Here is a 17135-nt window from a genome sequence, read left to right on the forward strand (position 1 = left end):
GGTGAAGGGCGACGAGCCCTGCCGCTTTGCGCATCGGAAATATTGTGCGGCGCGGCCGCCCGGTCTACAAAGCGGAACCGATTTTCCAGGGAGAATGACGATGGCGATCCAGATTGGCGACAAGCTGCCCGAGGCGAAATTCCGCGTGATGACGGCGGAGGGTCCGCAGGTCAAATCGACCGACGACATTTTCAAGGGCAAGAAGGTGGCGCTGTTCGCGGTGCCCGGTGCCTACACCGGCACCTGCCACAAGATGCATCTGCCGAGCATCTTCCTCAACGCCTATGCCATCAAGGACAAGGGCGTGAACACGATCGCCATCATCTCGGTCAACGATGCCTTCGTGATGAACGCCTGGAAGCGCGACACCGACCAGCGTGACGAGGCGACTTTTCTCGCCGACGGCAATGCCGACTTCACCAAGGCGATCGGCATGGAGCTTGACGCCTCCGCCAACGGTCTCGGCATCCGCTCCAAGCGTTACTCGATGCTGGTCGAGGACGGCGTGGTGAAGAAGCTGAACCTCGAAGCGATGCCCGGCAAGGTCGAGGTCTCCGGCGGCGATACGCTGCTCGGGCAGCTGTAAGGCTGCCACGGCGGCGGTGCCGTAGGGTGGGCAAAGGCGCGTCAGCGCCGTGCCCACCATCCTTCCTCGATTTCGAAAAGTGGTGGGCACGCTTCGCTTTGCCCACCCTACCAAACCGGGTGATGACGGCGGGCATCGTGGCGTAGTCGCCCGCCCTAATCCGCCACCCGCGCCTGCAACCTCGCCTTCGCAATCCCGTCGCGCGCGAGCTGATCCGCCCGCTCGTTCTCGGGGTGGCCGGCGTGGCCCTTGACCCAGTGCCAGCGCACCTCATGCGCCTTCAGCGCGGCGTCGAGGCGCTGCCAGAGTTCGACGTTCTTCACCGGCTTCTTGTCGGCGGTGCGCCAGCCGTTGCGCTTCCAGCCATGGATCCAACCGGTGATGCCCTGCCGGACATATTGGCTGTCGGTGTAGAGATCGACGGTGCAGGGTTTCTTCAGCGCTTCCAGCGCCGAGATCGCCGCCATCAGCTCCATCTGGTTGTTGGTGGTGTGGCGCTCGCCGCCGTTCAGCTCTTTCTCCTTGTCGCCGAACCTCAGGATCGCGCCCCAGCCGCCGGGCCCGGGATTTCCCGAGCACGCGCCGTCCGTGAAGATCGTGACATTGGGCAACTCGCTCACGCGACCAGTCCTGACGGCAAGAGGCCATAGTCGCGCACGCTCGAGACGCTCTGGTGGAAGCGCAGCTTGCGGACATATTCCAGCGGGTCCTTGGGGCGCACCAGCGCGCCCGGCGGCACGTTGAGCCAGTCGACCAGCCGCGTCAGCAGAAAGCGGATCGCCGCACCCCGCGCCAGCAGCGGCAACGCAGCTTCCTCCGCCTCGGTCAGCTTGCGGACGCGACCATAGGCATTGAGGAAGGCGCGCGCCTTGGTGACGTTGAAGGAATGATCCGGCTCGAAGCACCAGGCATTGAGACAGATCGCGACGTCATAGGCGAACATGTCGTTGCAGGCGAAGGTGAAGTCGATGATCCCGGAGAGCTTGTCGCCGAGGAAGAAGACGTTGTCGTTGAAAAGGTCGGCGTGGATCACGCCCTCGGGCAGGTCGTTCGGCCAGACACCGCTCGAGAGATGGTCGAGTTCGGCTTCGAGGAATGCACGCAATCCAACCTGCACCTCGTCGGCGCGGGCGGCAGCCTGGTCGAACAGCGGCCGCCAGCCGGACACCGAGAGCGCGTTGGCGCGGCGAACCGCGAAATTGGCGCCGGCCAGATGCATCTTCGCGAGCGCCTCGCCGACACCCGCGCAATGTGTGGCGTTCGGCTTGCGCGGCCAGACGCCTTCGAGAAAGGTGATGATCGCCGCAGGCCGCCCCGCAAGCTCGTGCAGCGCCTCGCCGTCCCTGCCCTTCACGGGCAGCGGACAGTTGATGCCGTGCTCGGCGAGATGCGTCATCAGCGCGAGGAAGAACGGCAGGTCGTTCTTCGCCACGCGCTTCTCATAGAGCGTGAGGATGAAGGAGCCCTTGCTGGTGTGCAGCAGGAAGTTGGAATTCTCGACGCCCTCGGCAATGCCCTTGTAGGAGAGCAATTCGCCGAGATCGTATTTGCCCAGGTAATCCGCAAGCTCGTCGGCGGCGACGTCGGTGTAGACCGCCATTTAAAACTACTCGGCAGCGGCTTCGGGGCGCAGCGAGCGCGGCAGAGGGAAGAACTCGTTCTCTTCCGCGGCCGACACCGTCTCCACATGCAGCGTGTAGCGCTCGGCAAAGGCGTCCATGATCTCCTCGACGATCACCTCCGGCGCCGAGGCGCCCGCGGTGATGCCGAGACTCCCGATGTCGCCGAACTTGTCCCAGTCGATGTCGCTCGCGCGCTGCGCCAGCACGGCGATCTTGCAGCCCTCGCGCTCGGCGACCTCGCGCAGGCGCTGCGAGTTCGACGAGTTCGGCGCCCCGACCACGATCAGCGCATCGACCACAGGGGCCACCTTCTTCACCGCGAGCTGGCGGTTGGTGGTGGCGTAGCAGATGTCTTCCTTGTGCGGCCCGTTGATGTTCGGGAAGCGCTCCTTCAGGAGCGCCACGATCTCCGCGGTGTCGTCGATCGACAGCGTGGTCTGGGTCACGAAGGCGAGGTTGTTCGGATCCTTCGGGGCGATGGTCTTGGCGTCCTCGGCTGTCTCGATCAGGGTCACGGCGCCGATCGGGAGCTGGCCGAGGGTGCCGACCACCTCCGGATGATGGGAATGGCCGATCAGGAATATCTCGCGGCCGCGCTTGAAGTGGATCGCGGCCTCGCGGTGCACCTTGGTCACCAGCGGGCAGGTCGCATCCAGCGAGAACAGGTTGCGGGATTGCGCGTCGGCCGGAACCGATTTCGGTACACCATGGGCCGAAAACACCACGGGAGCGGTGGTATTTTCCGGAATTTCAGCCAGCTCCTCGACGAAGATCGCGCCCTTCTTCTTCAACCCGTCGACGACATATTTGTTGTGCACAATCTCGTGCCGAACATAGACGGGGGCACCATACATGGTGAGCGCCCGCTCCACCGTGTCGATGGCCCGTACCACCCCCGCGCAAAAGCCGCGGGGAGAACAAAGCACGATCTTGAGGTCTGGTTTGGCTGACATGAAGCGATCTCGGGACCGAATCGCCCCTCGGCCTTCTGGCGGGGGGACGGTCGATGGATGGAATAGGGCTTAAAACGGTCTGCTTGGACTTTACAGGGACTTGGGCCCCCTTTCGGGCGCTGTCAAGGCACTATCTATAGCAGAACCATTGCGTAATTGCCCCCCGGCGGCTTATATAGGCGTTAATTCCCGTCATCGCTGATGACCACCGGTTTCGCCTCCAGAGGGGTGGGCGAAGCACAAAGGAGATTTGCCATGAGCAACGCACCTCTGATGCCCAAGGCGACCGCCGTCTGGCTGCTCGACAACACGGCGCTGACCTTCGATCAGGTCGCCGATTTCACAAAGATGCACCCCCTGGAGGTGCGCGCGATCGCCGACGGCGACGCCGCCCAGGGCATCAAGGGTATGGATCCCCTCTCCAACGGCCAGCTGACCCGCGAGGAGATCGAGAAGGGCGAGAAGAACCCCGACTACCGGCTTCGCCTCCAGGAGAGCAAGGTAGTGCTGCCGCCCCAGCCCAAGCGCAAGGGGCCGCGCTACACCCCGGTCTCGCGCCGCCACGAGCGCCCGAGCGCCATCCTCTGGCTGCTGCGTAACCACGCCGAGTTGAAGGACGCCCAGATCATGCGCCTGGTCGGCACGACCAAGAGCACGATCGCGAGCGTCCGTGACCGTACCCACTGGAACACCGCCGGGCTGACGCCGATCGACCCCGTCACCCTCGGCCTCTGCTCGCAGATCGAGCTCGATTTCGAGGTGGCGCGCGCCGCCAAGGAAAAGCCGATCGATGCAGCCTATGGCGGCGCCACCCTGCTGCCGGCCTCCGAGACCACGAAGAAGGACGAATACGAACCGGCGGAGAAGAGCAGCGACGACCTCAACGTCGACGCCGTGTTCGCCAAGCTGAAGACGCTCGGCGGCAAGAAGCAGGAGGAAGAGGAGTAGGTTTCAGCTCCTCGGCTGAACGTCGAAATCGATTTGAACGCGGCGGAGCCATCCGCCGCGTTTTTGTTTTTTGGCACTGCGGATCGTGCCACCGCTCATTCTGAGGAGCGCGGTACGGTCTTTCGCCCCGGCGGTTGGCTTCACCGGCTCAACGCCGAAAGCATCACGATGTCTTCGCATCCGGGCGGCACAGCGCGTCTCCACTGCGGGCCATATTGGAAACGAACGGATACGAGCGGCGCATGACGCTGAAGTCGGCGCCACTATCGCCCAGGATTTGCAGGCGCGGCACGTCGTTGGTGCGGAAGATGCGAGCCTGGACAAAGTAGGGCTGGGCTCTAGGCGCCAGTTCGAGCTTGCCGCTCAGGCTGACAAATTCCGGCCCTTCCTTGGACTGCTTCACCCGCAAGACGGTGGCTCCGCACACACCCTCCACCACGTTGACGCCGCACCAACCCTCTCCACAGGATGAGATGTCGAGAACGAACTTGTCGCCGGGCATCTCGTCGACCCAGCGTCCCCCAAGCACGAGGGCGGAAAGGTCGGACTCGGCATGTGCCTTGCCGGCGAAGCAAACCGATGCGGCGTTTGCAACGACAAACGGGAGCGCGATCGCTGCGGCCCATCGTGGGACCATCGGCCTATCGCGCTGCCCGCCACCACCCAGGATGACGTGGCGAAGGTGGGTCAGGAACTCGACGGTCAATACCATGGTGCATGCCTTCCAGAATGATCCATTTGTGTCGCGCTCTCGACGAGGCGGGTTCACGAGCTTGCGCCGCGACAAAGCCGCGGCGGTGAGCCACGATTCCATGGAAGTCTCCCCAGCAAGCTCAATCCGATCGATGAGACGTCCCGGCATTGCAATCATGATTGCGGTCGGCTTGCTGACATTGCCGATCGGGCTTGCGGCGGTGGCATCGGGCTTCGGCGCGCTGCGCCTGCCCTACCCGCTATTCGTCGTGCTTCAACGCCTCCCGATAGTCTTTTCGCTGCACATGATCGCATCGGGCGCGGCGCTCATGATCGTTCCCCCAGCGATCCTGCTGCGGCGATATCCGGCGTGGCACCGTCCGCTCGGCCGTATCGCGGCAGGCTGCGTGCTGATCGGCGGCTTTACATCCCTTCCCGTCGCGATGGCGAGCGAGGCGAACGCTATGGCGCGCGCCGGTTTTGTCGCGCAGGGTACCGTTTGGATTGCGCTGACGGCTGCCGGTCTTCTCGCACTCAGGGCCAGGGATTTCCAGCGCCATGCGCGCTGCATGATGGCCATGGCGGCCGTGACGTCGGGCGCGATCTGGCTGCGGCTAGCGACCATGGCGGCGGTGCAAATGACGTGGCCTTTCGCACCGGCTTATGCCTCTGCGGCCTGGCTATGCTGGCTCGTGCCGCTCTTGATTGCGATCTGCTCAACACGCAGACTGGCGGCGCCCCCCACCTGGCGCGTCTCGCAAATGCCGTGAACAAGCCTGAAATACGTCGTCAACCCAGCTCGATCTCGTCGCTCACCTCATGAGCAAGTCCGACGCTGTCGATCGTCAGCACCACCTTCGCCTTCAGCTTCTCGTGGCCCTTGATCGTGCCTGCCGCGATCGCATCGCGCACGGCCTTCTCGATCTCGCGCTGCGAGGTGACGCCGACTTGCTTGAGGAATTTGCGCAAGGACGTGTTGAACTGGTCCTCGTTCATGACGGCCTCCGTTGACCGGACGGCTTACGGCCGCTCCGGATGGTTGAGCATGTACTCGCCGAGATCGCGCTGGCGTCGATCGGAGCGGGCAGTCGCGGCGCTGCGCTGGACATCGCGGTCCTTGCGGCAGGCGACGTATTCGGGCGAGCCCTGCGCATAGCCGCGGCTCTGGCAGACGGCGTCGTCATCGTCGTTGCCCATCGCCACCGGCGCCTGGTTGCGCGCGGCGCAGGCGGATAGGGCCAGCGCAAGCAGAGCAGCAGCAAGAAGGCGCGACGCGGTCGTGATGGGCATAAGGAGTCCTCGATTTGCCGGCACTCTGTAGCGCGGAATGAGGAAAATGTAAGTCTCTAGCGACGTCATTCCGGGGCGATGCGAAGCATCGAACCCGGAATCTCGAGATTCCGGGTTCGGCTCTTCGAGCCGCCCCGGAATGACCGCAGAAAAGCTCACACCCTTCCCTTCAACGCATCCCCGATTTCATCCAGCACCTTGGGATCCTCGATGGTGGCGGGCATGGTCCAGGGCTCGCCGTCTGCAATCTTCTTGATGGTGCCGCGCAGGATCTTGCCCGAGCGCGTCTTGGGCAGGCGGCCGACGGTGATGGCGAGCTTGAAGGCCGCCACGGGGCCGAGCTTGTCGCGCACCAGGGCGATGATCTCCTTCTCGATCTCCGCCGGCGCGCGCCTGACGCCCGCCTTCAGCACCAGGAAGCCGCAGGGCACCTCGCCCTTGATCGCGTCCTTGATGCCGAGCACGGCGCATTCGGCGACATCAGGATGTGAGGCGAGAATTTCCTCCATGCCGCCGGTCGAGAGCCTGTGGCCGGCGACGTTGATGATGTCGTCGGTGCGACCCATGACCCAGACATAGCCGTCCTCGTCCTTGTAGCCGGCATCGGAGGTTTTGTAGTAGCCGGGGAATTCGGTGAGATAGGCTTCCTTGAAGCGCGCGTCCTGATTCCACAGCGTCGGCAGGCAGCCCGGCGGCATCGGCAGCTTGATGACGATCGAGCCCATGGTGTTGGCGGCAACGGGCTTGGCCGCCTCGTCCACCACGTCGACCTGATAGCCCGGCATCGGCACGGTCGGCGAGCCGTGCTTCACCGGAAGCATGCCCACGCCCATCGGATTGCCGGCGATGCACCAGCCGGTCTCGGTCTGCCACCAGTGGTCGATGACAGGCACCTTCAGCTGCGCTTCCGCCCATTCCACCGTCGGCGGATCGGCGCGCTCGCCGGCGAGGAACAGGGTGCGGAATTTCGACAGGTCGTATTGCCGGATGAATGTTCCGTCCGGATCCTCTTTCCGGATCGCGCGGAAGGCAGTCGGCGCGGTGAACAGCGCCACCGCCTTGTGCTCTGATATCACGCGCCAGAACGCGCCCGCGTCGGGCGTGCCGACCGGCTTGCCCTCATACATGACCGTGGTCGCGCCATGGATCAGCGGGCCGTAGACGATGTAGCTGTGGCCGACCACCCAGCCGATGTCCGAGCCGCACCACCACACCTCGCCCGGCTTGACGCCATAGAGGTTGAACATCGACCATTTCACCGCGACCAGATGCCCGCCATTGTCGCGCACCACGCCCTTGGGAATGCCGGTCGTACCCGACGTGTAGAGGATGTAGAGCGGATCGGTGGCCGCAACCGGCACGCAAGGCGCGCGCTTGCCGTCGTTCAGCGCTTTGCGGCGCAGGCTCGCCCAGTCATAGTCGCGGCGCGGCGTCAGCTCGCAAACATGCTGCGGTCGTTGCAGGATGATGCAGGCTTTCGGCTTCGCCGTCGCGAGCCTGATCGCCTCGTCGAGCAGCGGCTTGTACTGCACGATGCGGCCCGGCTCGATGCCGCAGCTTGCCGAGAGGATCAGTTTCGGCTGCGCATCGTCGATGCGGGTCGCCAGCTCCTTGGCGGCAAAGCCGCCGAACACCACCGAGTGCACCGCGCCGATGCGCGCGCAGGCGAGCATGGCAACCACGGCCTCCGGCACCATCGGCATGTAGAGGAGGACGCGATCGCCCTTCGCGACCCCGAAATCCTGCATGATGGCAGCGAGTGCCTGCACCTCTTTCAGGAGCTCGGCATAGGTGAATTTCGTGACGCTGCCTGTGAGCGGGGAATCGTGGATCAGCGCGAGCTGGTCGGCGCGGCCGCGTTCGACGTGGCGGTCGAGCGCATTGTAGCAGGTGTTGACGACGGCGCCTGCGAACCAGCGGCCATAGGTGCCCTGGGTGGGGTCGAAAACCTTCTTCGCAGGTTCAATCCAGTCGATCTCCTGCGCGGCCTCGGCCCAGAAGCTCTCGGGGTCGGCCAGCGAGCGCGCATGGACCTCGTGATATCGGCCTTTTCCTTCGAGGCTTTCCTGGACGTTCATACCCGGCTCCCGCTTCCTCTTATTCGCTGGCATCGACCTGACGGCGAAAGCGCTGTTCCGCCATGATCAGGGTCAATGCCCGCGCTGTTTGGCGGGTATTTTCCCGGGAACGGGCTGCGGTTCAAGCTGAAAAGAACATTCCGGTTGCGCGTAGTCGGGTCGTCTTGCCGCGCGGGGACTGCGCTCCCTCTCCCGCTCGCGGGGGAGGACTGGGGTGGGGGTGCTTCCGCGTAGAACGCCCCCGAGTGGAGAGAGCCCCCACCCGGCGCTTCGCGCCGACCTCCCCCGCGAGCGGGAGCGGTAACTGAGCACGCGGCGCTGCACGAGAAACTCAAGCGCCGTTAGCTATCCGTCAGCCGCTGCAAACGCGCCTGCATGGCCTTCTTCAGGTCATAGCCGGGCCGGCCGAAGCTCGCGTTGCGGGCATTCAGGAAATCGCGCTGGGTGCGACGGAGGTCGCTCGCGGTGCGGCCGCTCGAGGACTTCAGCACGCGCGCATAGGTGTCGGCGATCTGGCGGTCGAGCACACCCAACTGCGGATCGGAGCAGATCATCTTCTCGACCTCGCGCTTGGCCGTGGCGCAATCGAACGACGGGCCGCTGTCGTCGGCGGACCGCGCGTGCAGCGGGCGCGACGGCTGGGCGCCGAACCTGGCGATCTCCGCGATCATGGTGCGGCGGCCGTCGGCTGCATTCTCGTTGCCGGGATCGAGCCGCAGCGCCGTCTCGTAATCGGCCAGCGCCTTCTTGCGCTCGCCCATCTTGCCGTAGAGCACGGCGCGATTGTTGTAGGTGAGCGCGAAGTTGGGATCGAGTTTCAGCGCGGCGTCATAGTCGCTCAGCGCAGTACCGAGCTCACCCTTGAACTGGTAGGAATCGCCACGGTTGGTGAAGAAATTCGGTCGATGCTCCAGCTTGAGCGCCTGGTCGTAGTCCGCAATCGCCTTGTCGTACTCGTTCTTCGCTGCGTAGGACAGGCCGCGATTGTTGTAAAATTCAGCCTCCGTGGGATCGAGCCGGATCGCCTCGCTGTCGTCGGCAATGCCCTTGTCGAGCTGGCCGAGCTTCTTGTAGGCGGCGCCGCGGTTGGAATAGCTGCGGGCATGGTTCGGATCGAGCCGCAGCGCTTCGCTGAGATCCCGGATCGCTTTCTCGTGGTCGCCGCGGAGGTAATAGGTCGCGCCGCGGTCGGACCAGGCTTGCGCGTAGTCCGGCTTCAGCTTGATCGCCTGGTCATAATCGGCAACGGCACGGTCGAGCCGGCGCTGGTTGGTGTAGACGATGCCGCGCAGCTCGTAGGCTTCGGCATCCTTCGGATCGAGCTCGATCGCCTTGCTGAGGTCCGCCGCCGCACGATTGAGATCACCGCCCTCCTCGCGCAGGAGATCGCCGCGCAGGCGAAAGGCCCGCGCGTTCCTGCCGTCGAGCGCGATGGCGCGGTCGAGATCCTTCAAGGCATCTGCCGAGCCGCCGGAGGTTCGTGCATTGGCGTCGGCGCGCACGACCAGCGCCGCAGCGCGGTCGACGGCCGCATTTGCCGTCTGGTCGATGATGGTGGTGCAGGCCGCGATGAGCCGCGGAATGGGCTCCTTGCTGCCGAGAACGCAATCGACCACGGTGCCGCCCGCTGCCGCGGGGCCGGCAGCAAGGGCGAGGCCGAACGCAAGGGAGACGCCAAGCAGCGCGGATATGGCTGGGAATGAGAGTTGCGCGGAATGATGCGGACCGCACATGGCGATGGCTCCGTGACGACGGCTTTCTCCGTTGTCGCAGTCGCGCGGAGACAGGTTCAAGCCGATTCCCCCTCTGCCCGCTTGCCGCGCCGTGGCAGTCAATACCCGTCGACGCCGTTCAGCCGCTGCAAGCGATCCTTCATCGTCTTCTTCAAATCATACCCCGCCCGGCCGAATTCGGCGTTGCGGCGGGCGATGAAGTCGTCCTGCTCGCGCTGGAGGGTTTTGGCTTCGGCAGGGCTACGGGCCTCGCGCATGGCGCGCGCGTTGGCGGCAAAGATCTCGCGGTCGAGATCGGCGAGCTCGGGACTGGCGCAGATCGCCTTCTCCACGCCGCGGCGAGCGCGCACGCAGTTGAAGCTCGGCTTGCCGGCGACCGCCATCTGCGCGCCCAGGCGCTCAAGCTCCTGCGCCATCGCCTTGTGGTTGGCCCTCGCCTTCTCGTGATTGGGATTGATCCGCAGCGTCGCGCCAAAATCCTGCACCGCCTTGGGCCGGTCGCCCTTCTTCAGCCAGAGCTCGCCGCGGGCGTTGAAGATATCGGCGAGCGAGGGATCGAGCAAAAGCGCGCGGCTGTAATCGGCGATGGCGCGATCGATCTGGTCGTGCCGCGCAAGCAGCGCGCCGCGCGCGACCAGCGCCTTGACCAGATCGGGCTTGGCCGTCTTCTCGTTGTCGATCACGTCGGCGCAAACGGATGTCGCCTTCTCGACGTCGTCCGCCGCCGTCGCCGCCAGGCACGGCGCAACGTCGACCTGCCCGACCGCAGCCGGCTCGCCGCCGGTCGCGGCCCGGCCAGCATGAGCCGACAGCGCGCACACAACCAGGGCGGCGCAAGAACACTGGATCAGAGCAGGAAGTCGCATCGTCTTTGCAGTCGGAAATTTTGACCTCGTGGAGCCGATGTCCACTATACAGCCGGATTGATGCTAGTTTGTCGCATCTCTGCCGTTAAGGTTCCTGGGGATATCTCGTGTCGACCTTCGAATGGATCATCGCACTTCTGCTCGGCGCCGTTGCCTTATCGGCGTTGGCGCGGCGGATCAAGGTCCCCTACCCGACCTTTCTTGCAATCGGCGGCGCCGCTGTCGCGTTCGTGCCGTCCAGTCCATCCTGGACGTTGCAGCCCGACCTCGCTTTGGCGCTTTTTGTCGCACCGGTGCTGCTGGACGCCGCCTACGACACCTCGTTGCGCGATCTTCGCAACAACTGGGTTCCGGTCTCGACGCTCGTGGTGGCTGCGGTCGGCTTGACCACGGCCGGCGTCGCGGTGGTGGCGCATTGGCTGATCCCCGATATGCCCTGGGCCGCCGCGGTCGCGCTCGGCGCGATCGTGGCGCCACCGGATGCGGCTGCTGCGGTCGCCATCCTGCGCCAGGTCCGCCTGCCCTATCGCATGGTCAAGGTGCTCGAGGGCGAGAGCCTGCTGAACGATGCGAGCGCGCTGCTGATCTATCGTATCGCGGTCGGCGCGGTCGTGATGGAGCACCTGAAGTGGAGCGAGATCGCGCCGACGATCGTGCTCGCGCTCGGCGGCAGCGTCGTCGCCGGCTTTCTCGCCGCGCGGATCATGCCGCTGTTCATCACGCGGATCACGGAAGCGCCGAGCGCGATCATCGTCCAGTTCGCCACGACGTTCATGATCTGGATCGGCGCCGAGCATCTCGGCCTCTCCGGCATTCTGACCATCGTCGTCTACGCCATGACCATCGCGCGCATGGCGCCTGCGCGCATGCCGGCGCGGCTACGCGTGCCGTCCTACGCAGTGTGGGAGACGACCGTGTTCGTGCTCAACGTGCTCGCCTTCATGCTGATCGGGTTGCAGATGCGGCCGATCTGGTCGCGCCTCGCGCAGGACGTACGCTGGGAATATTGCGTGGCCGCAGGTTGGATCCTGCTCACGGTGATCCTGGTGCGGCTCACCTGGGTGATGACCTATCGCGCGACCCTGCGCACGCTGATCGCACACGGCATCTATTGCCCAAAGGACCCGAATGCGGTGGCCTCGCCCAAGGGCGGCATCATCGTGGCCTGGTGCGGCATGCGCGGCCTCGTCACGCTCGCCACCGCCTTTGCGCTGCCGGAGAACTTCCCCTATCGCGACTTCATCCTGTTCATCGCCTTCGCCGTCGTGCTGGGATCGCTGGTGATCCAGGGACTGACCTTGCGGCCGCTGATCCTGGCGTTCGATCTCAAGGACGACGATCCCGTCTCGGGCGAGGTCGCGCGCGGACGCGCGCTCGCCTATCAGGCCGCACTCGACGAGATCGACGCCGATCCCTCGGAAGAGGCGGAGATCCTGCGGCTGGAATATCGCGCGCTGCTGATGCAGGCCGAGAACGATCCCAATGGCGGCGTCGCCAGCGGCGAATTGCCCGCCGATCCCCTGCGTCGCCGCGCCATCGACGCGGCCCGCAGGACCATCTTCGACCTGCGCGCCACAGAGGTGATCGGCGACGACGCGTTTCACAAGCTCGAGGAGGAGCTCGATCGTGCGGAGCTGAGCGCGGGAGGATGATGCGCGGCGTGTCCGCACTTTCGCCAGGACGACGGCTGTGCAGGACGACGCCTACGCTCCCGACTTGCACGTGATGCCGCCGTCGACGATGAGCTCGATGCCGGTGACGTATTTCGACTCGTCGGAGGCCAAAAACAGCGCGGCGTTGGCGACGTCCCAGGCGTCGCCCATGTGGCCCATCGGCACCTGGGCGTCGCGCGCGCGCCACATCGCCTCGACATCGCCCTTGGCGTAGCTGGCGGCGAGACCTGCGGAATGCTCGACCATCGGCGTCTTCATCAGGCCGGGCAGGATCGCGTTGACGCGGACGTGGTGACGCGCGAACTCGACCGCCGTGGTGCGCGTCATCATGTTCATGGCAGCCTTCGACGTGCCGTAGGTGACGTAGGAGAGCCCCATGTGGCGGATCGAGGCGATCGAGGAGATGTTGATGATCGAGCCACCGCCCTGCTTTGCCATCACCGGGATCACCTGCTTCATGGCAAGATAGGCGCTCTTGAGGTTGACGGTAAAGACGCGGTCCCAGCTTTCCTCGGTCACCTCGACCACGCTGCCCATCTCGGCGATGCCGACATTGTTGTCGAGCACGTCGATGCGGCCATAGGCCTTGAGGCACGCCGCAACCATGACCTCGATGTCGCTCGCGCGCGACACGTCGGCGGTGAAGGCGGCCGCCTTGCCGCCCTCGCTGGTGATGATCTTCGCGGTCTCCTCGGCCGCAGTGCCGTTGCGGTCGACGCAAAACACCGACGCGCCCTCGCGCGCAAAGGTCACGGCGGTCGCCTTGCCGTTGCCCCAGCCCGGGCCGATCGAGCCGGCGCCGACCACCATCGCGACCTTGCCCTTGAGCCGATCCATCGCGCTTCTCCTTTTTACTTCTGTTGTTCTTCGCAGATGCTCATCTTGGTGATGTTAGCACCGATCGGATGACCGAAAATCTCCGACAACGTCCGGCATTTTCCCTCGCTGCACAACCGCCATTCACCGGCAGCGCCGGAATTGCCGAGCACGACCTCATGCATCGGCGGGCGCTTCGGCTGCCATTGAAACCAGCCGCCAACGAGCCGTGCCTCCGGCGGCGGCTCCATGCCGGCGCCCGAGCCTTTGACGCGCGCCTGCACGAGTTCGAGGCCCGCTGGCGTCACGCGCCAGTCTTCCTGCCAATCGATCTTCTCGATCGAATGCGTCCAGATGAGCGTGAAGGCCGTGAGCGCCAGCGCCTTCACGGCTCCCACGGATGCGAGGCAGAGGCTCACACGGCCTCGACCGTTGCCGGCGGTCGCTGCCGCCATTGCCAGAGCACGATCATCGCCGACAGCACGAAGCCGATGGTGTCGCTGAGCGGGAATTCGCCGAGCAGGCACAGCGCGGCGCCGAGCGCGAGCGCGCGTTCGAGCAGGCTGAGCCGCGTGAACAAGAAGCCGATCGCGACCATGCCGAACAGCCCGATCGCCACCAGCGCCTTGAAGGTCGCCAGCGCCACAGCGCTGTAGAAGCCGAGCTTTGCGGCCATGGGATCGCCCGCCTGCAGCATCAACGCCGGCGAATAGACGAAGATGAAGGGAATGACGTAGCCGGCAAGCGCGATGCGCATCGCCTCCCAGCCGATCTTGTCCGGATTCTCCTTTGCGATCGGCGCCGCGGCAAGGGCGGCGAGCGCGACCGGTGGCGAGAGGTCGGCCATGATGCCGTAATAGAACGCGAACATATGGCTCGCGATCAGGGGCACGCCTAACTTTGCCAGCGCAGGTGCGGCAAGTGCGGCGGTGATGATGTAGGTCGGGATCGTGGGAATGCCGGTGCCGAGCAGGATCGACAGCAGCATGGTCATGATCAGCGCCAGGAACAAGCTCTTCTCGCCAAGCCCGATCACCCAGCCGCCAAAGATGGTGCCGACGCCGGTCTGCGACATCATGCCGATGATGACGCCGACGATGGCGCAGGCCATGCCGACGGTGATGGCGGATTTGGCGCTTTCGGCCAGCGCATCGCGGCAGGCGCGCAAGGAGGCGAGCCCACCGCGGACGAAGGCGGTGATCACGATCAGCGCGACGACGACGCATGAGACCGGCACGATCTGGAGACCGTCGCGCGACAGCGCGGCGACGACAAGCGCGAGCCCGATCCAGAAGATGTAGCGGATCACCATGGCCGATGCACCCGCCGTGATGCTGGCCCCCAGGATCAGCGTCACGGTCAGCGCGAGGCCCATGCTGCCGGCATAGAGCGGCGTAAAGCCTTCGAACAGCATGTAGACGAGCGCCGCGAGCGGCAGCACGAGATACCAGCGCGTCACCAGCGCCTTCCAGGCGCTCGGAATCTCCGCACGCTTCATGCCGGTGAGCCCGTGCTTGCCGGCCTCCAGATGCACCATCCAGAATGCGGAAGCGAAATAGAGCACCGCCGGGATCGCGGCTGCTTTGACGATTTCCGAATACTGGACGCCAAGCGTCTCCGCCATGATGAAGGCGACGGCGCCCATCACCGGTGGCATGATCTGTCCGCCCATCGAGGCCGTGGCCTCGACGCCCGCAGCGAAGGCGCGGCGGTAGCCGAACTTGATCATCAGGGGAATCGTGAACTGCCCGACGGTCACGACATTGGCGACACCTGAACCCGAGATCGTGCCCATCATCCCGGAGGCAAACACCGCCACCTTGGCAGGGCCGCCGCGGGTGCGGCCGAACAGGCCGAGTGAGACGTCGGTGAAGAGCTGGATCATGCCGGCGCGCTCCAGGAACGAGCCGAACAGGATGAACAGGAAGATGTAGGTCGCCGAGACGTAGATCGGCACGCCGTAAAAGCCTTCGGTGCCGAAGGACAGATGCGTGACGACCTGATCGAAGTCATAGCCGCGATGGTTGAGCGGCGACGGCAGGTACTGGCCGAAGAACCAATACAGGAGGCACGCGCCGCACATCAGCGGCAACGCCGGGCCCATCAGCCGCCGCGTGCCCTCGAAGATCAGCACCGCGAGCAGCGTGCCGACCACGAGGTCGACACGCGTCGGATCGCCGTCGCGCGCGATCAGATCGGCATAGAAGATCCATTGATAGAGGCCGCAGAGAAAGCCGGCGCCGCCGATCAGCCAGCCGACCGCGCGGCCGACATCGCTTCTGGCGGTGAAGTTTCCGATCAGGCCGAAGGTGAGCAGCAAGAGGAAGCCGACATGGACGCCGCGCACCACCTGGCTCGGCAGATAGTTGAAGGCGGCGACGTAGAGCTGGAAGGCCGCAAACGCGATACCGATCCAGTAGGCGAGATGGCCCCACCAGCCCGGTCCGAACCCTTCCGGAAAGCCATGCTCGAAATTGTCGAATTCGACCTTGATGGGCGCCTCAGCACCCTCCGCCTGCAACATGCCCGTTTCCCCGCGCCCCTCGGTGGAGCGTTCTTACAGCATTTCGCGCTGCGTCCCAAACACGTCATGCGCGGGCGTGGCCCACGCAGCCACGCCTTCGCCACTTGCGCCGTCATTCCGGGGCGATGCGCAGCATCGAACCCGGAATCTCGAGATTCCGGGTTCGCCCTTCGGGCGCCCCGGAATGACGCCATCGAGAGTCGCTTACTTGATCAGCCCCTTCTCCTTGTAATAGCGGATCGCGCCGGGGTGCAGGGGAACCGGGCTGCCGGTCGCCGCCGTCTCAAGCTTGATTTCCCTGCCGGCGACATGCGCGTTGGCAAGCTCGGGCAGCGACTCGTAGATCAGCTTGGTCATCTGATAGGCGAGATCATCCGAGACCGCCGAGCTCGTCACGAGATAGTTCACGACCGCCGCCGTGGGCACGTCCTTGTCCTGCCCGGTATAGGTGTTGGCGGGGATCACGGCGGAGATGAAGGGCGGGCCGATCCTGTCGACGGTCTCCTTCGGCACGGCAACCACCGTGATCGGGCTCGAGGTCGAAAGGTCCTTCAGCGAGGCAACGCCGAGGCCGGCGGATTGCAGCGTCGCGTTGAGCTGGCGATTCTTCATGAGATCGACGGACTCGGCGAACGGCAGATACTCCACCTTGCCGAGATCCTTGTAGTTCATGCCGGCGGCGGCGAGGATCGCGCGCGAATTGAGCTCGGTACCGGATTTCGGCGCGCCGACCGAGAGGCTCTTGCCCTTGAGGTCGGCGAGCGTCTGGATGCCGCTCTCGGCGGTCGCGACGATCTGGATGTAGTTCGGATAGATCGCGCCGATGGTGCGCAGCTTGTCGAGCTTGGTCTTGAAGCCCGCCTCCTCCTCGCCGTCCCAGGCGGCCTTGAGGGAATCGCCGAGCGTGAATGCCAGTTCGCCGCGGCCCTGCTGCAAGAGGATGAGATTCTCCACCGACGCCTTGGTGGCCTGCACCTGCGTCTTCACGTTCGGAATCTTGTCGCTGTAGATTTTTCCGATCGCGACCCCGAGCGGATAGTAGACGCCGGAGGTGCCGCCGGTCAGCACGTTGATGAACGATTGCGCCTGCGCGCACGACACCGACGCCGCCAGAGCAAGAGCCGAGGCCGCGCCGATCAACTTCAATTTCATGATTCTTATCTCCCCAAACCGGCAGCGAAATTGGCCGGATGAGGAGTGCGGGTCAACCCGTCCAAAAGGCAAAACAGGGCTGCACGAAACAGCCGTTTCGACAGGAACTTAAGGAAATTTTGGAAGGTGCGGCGACATGGCGCAGCCGGACGATGAGCGGGCACACGTGAGGGTCAAATCACGCGCGCCGCGGTCTCGGTC

General features: G+C 64.9%; 17 protein-coding genes. 4 read left to right on the forward strand and 13 right to left on the reverse strand.

Annotation, left to right across the window (positions count from 1 at the left end; all coding sequences use genetic code 11):
- Positions 1–100: 100 nt before the first annotated feature.
- A complete protein-coding gene (locus tag NLM33_RS26420; RefSeq protein WP_254100243.1) occupies positions 101–586 on the forward strand; it encodes a peroxiredoxin in 486 nt (161 codons plus the stop codon).
- 155 nt (positions 587–741) lie between these two features.
- Here the strand turns inward: NLM33_RS26420 and rnhA are convergent, their stop codons facing one another.
- From rnhA to ispH, 3 genes are read right to left on the reverse strand one after another with little or no spacing between them, the layout of a single operon-like run.
- Positions 742–1206, reverse strand: a complete 465-nt coding sequence (gene rnhA / locus NLM33_RS26425) for a ribonuclease HI (protein WP_254100245.1) — start codon at positions 1204–1206, stop codon at positions 742–744.
- Positions 1203–2186, reverse strand: a complete 984-nt coding sequence (locus NLM33_RS26430; RefSeq protein ID WP_254100247.1) for a homoserine kinase — start codon at positions 2184–2186, stop codon at positions 1203–1205. Before NLM33_RS26430 ends, rnhA begins: the two co-directional genes overlap by 4 nt.
- Positions 2187–2192: 6 nt before the next feature.
- Positions 2193–3161 carry a 4-hydroxy-3-methylbut-2-enyl diphosphate reductase gene (gene ispH, locus NLM33_RS26435; protein ID WP_254100249.1) on the reverse strand — a complete coding sequence of 323 codons (969 nt, stop codon included), beginning with the start codon at positions 3159–3161 and terminating at the stop codon, positions 2193–2195.
- Between the two features lie 255 nt (positions 3162–3416).
- On the opposite strand from ispH, the gene NLM33_RS26440 reads away from it, so the two are divergent.
- On the forward strand, positions 3417–4109 hold the full coding sequence (locus NLM33_RS26440) for a DUF1013 domain-containing protein (RefSeq protein WP_254100251.1): 693 nt from the start codon (positions 3417–3419) through the stop codon (positions 4107–4109).
- Positions 4110–4272: 163 nt separating this feature from the next.
- Here the strand turns inward: NLM33_RS26440 and NLM33_RS26445 are convergent, their stop codons facing one another.
- Entirely contained in the window at positions 4273–4923 is a 651-nt protein-coding gene (locus NLM33_RS26445) for a hypothetical protein (RefSeq protein ID WP_254100253.1), read from the reverse strand.
- 31 nt (positions 4924–4954) lie between these two features.
- On the opposite strand from NLM33_RS26445, the gene NLM33_RS26450 reads away from it, so the two are divergent.
- Positions 4955–5572, forward strand: a complete 618-nt coding sequence (locus NLM33_RS26450) for a DUF2306 domain-containing protein (protein ID WP_254100255.1) — start codon at positions 4955–4957, stop codon at positions 5570–5572.
- A gap of 19 nt (positions 5573–5591) precedes the next feature.
- Here the strand turns inward: NLM33_RS26450 and NLM33_RS26455 are convergent, their stop codons facing one another.
- The 5 genes from NLM33_RS26455 to NLM33_RS26475 form a co-directional block, all read right to left on the reverse strand.
- The gene (locus tag NLM33_RS26455) at positions 5592–5798 is read right to left on the reverse strand and encodes a DUF6494 family protein (RefSeq protein ID WP_254100257.1); all 207 of its coding nucleotides are present in this window, start codon (positions 5796–5798) and stop codon (positions 5592–5594) included.
- Between the two features lie 24 nt (positions 5799–5822).
- Positions 5823–6092, reverse strand: coding sequence for a hypothetical protein (locus tag NLM33_RS26460; RefSeq protein WP_254100259.1), 270 nt, complete (start codon positions 6090–6092; stop codon positions 5823–5825).
- A gap of 155 nt (positions 6093–6247) precedes the next feature.
- Positions 6248–8170, reverse strand: coding sequence for a propionyl-CoA synthetase (locus tag NLM33_RS26465; protein ID WP_254100261.1), 1923 nt, complete (start codon positions 8168–8170; stop codon positions 6248–6250).
- Positions 8171–8511: 341 nt separating this feature from the next.
- Positions 8512–9903, reverse strand: coding sequence for a tetratricopeptide repeat protein (locus NLM33_RS26470; RefSeq protein WP_254100263.1), 1392 nt, complete (start codon positions 9901–9903; stop codon positions 8512–8514).
- A gap of 98 nt (positions 9904–10001) precedes the next feature.
- The gene (locus NLM33_RS26475; protein ID WP_254100265.1) at positions 10002–10769 is read right to left on the reverse strand and encodes a hypothetical protein; all 768 of its coding nucleotides are present in this window, start codon (positions 10767–10769) and stop codon (positions 10002–10004) included.
- 107 nt (positions 10770–10876) lie between these two features.
- On the opposite strand from NLM33_RS26475, the gene NLM33_RS26480 reads away from it, so the two are divergent.
- Positions 10877–12421: a sodium:proton antiporter gene (locus NLM33_RS26480; protein WP_254100267.1), complete on the forward strand. Its 1545-nt coding sequence runs from the start codon at positions 10877–10879 to the stop codon at positions 12419–12421.
- A gap of 51 nt (positions 12422–12472) precedes the next feature.
- On the opposite strand, the gene NLM33_RS26485 is transcribed toward NLM33_RS26480, so the two are convergent.
- From NLM33_RS26485 to NLM33_RS26500, 4 genes are all read right to left on the reverse strand, one after another.
- Positions 12473–13279 carry an SDR family NAD(P)-dependent oxidoreductase gene (locus tag NLM33_RS26485; RefSeq protein ID WP_254100269.1) on the reverse strand — a complete coding sequence of 269 codons (807 nt, stop codon included), beginning with the start codon at positions 13277–13279 and terminating at the stop codon, positions 12473–12475.
- 14 nt (positions 13280–13293) lie between these two features.
- Complete coding sequence (locus NLM33_RS26490) at positions 13294–13713, reverse strand: DUF1850 domain-containing protein (RefSeq protein WP_254100271.1); 420 nt, start codon at positions 13711–13713, stop codon at positions 13294–13296.
- Complete coding sequence (locus NLM33_RS26495; RefSeq protein WP_254100273.1) at positions 13674–15782, reverse strand: TRAP transporter permease; 2109 nt, start codon at positions 15780–15782, stop codon at positions 13674–13676. The genes NLM33_RS26490 and NLM33_RS26495 overlap by 40 nt, the downstream gene beginning before the upstream one ends.
- Before the next feature lie 204 nt (positions 15783–15986).
- Positions 15987–16934 (reverse strand): TAXI family TRAP transporter solute-binding subunit, encoded by a 948-nt coding sequence (locus NLM33_RS26500; RefSeq protein ID WP_254100275.1) that lies wholly within the window; start codon positions 16932–16934, stop codon positions 15987–15989.
- Between the last annotated feature and the right edge of the window lie 201 nt (positions 16935–17135).

The organism is Bradyrhizobium sp. CCGUVB1N3, assembly GCF_024199925.1.
Taxonomy (GTDB): Bacteria; Pseudomonadota; Alphaproteobacteria; order Rhizobiales; family Xanthobacteraceae; genus Bradyrhizobium.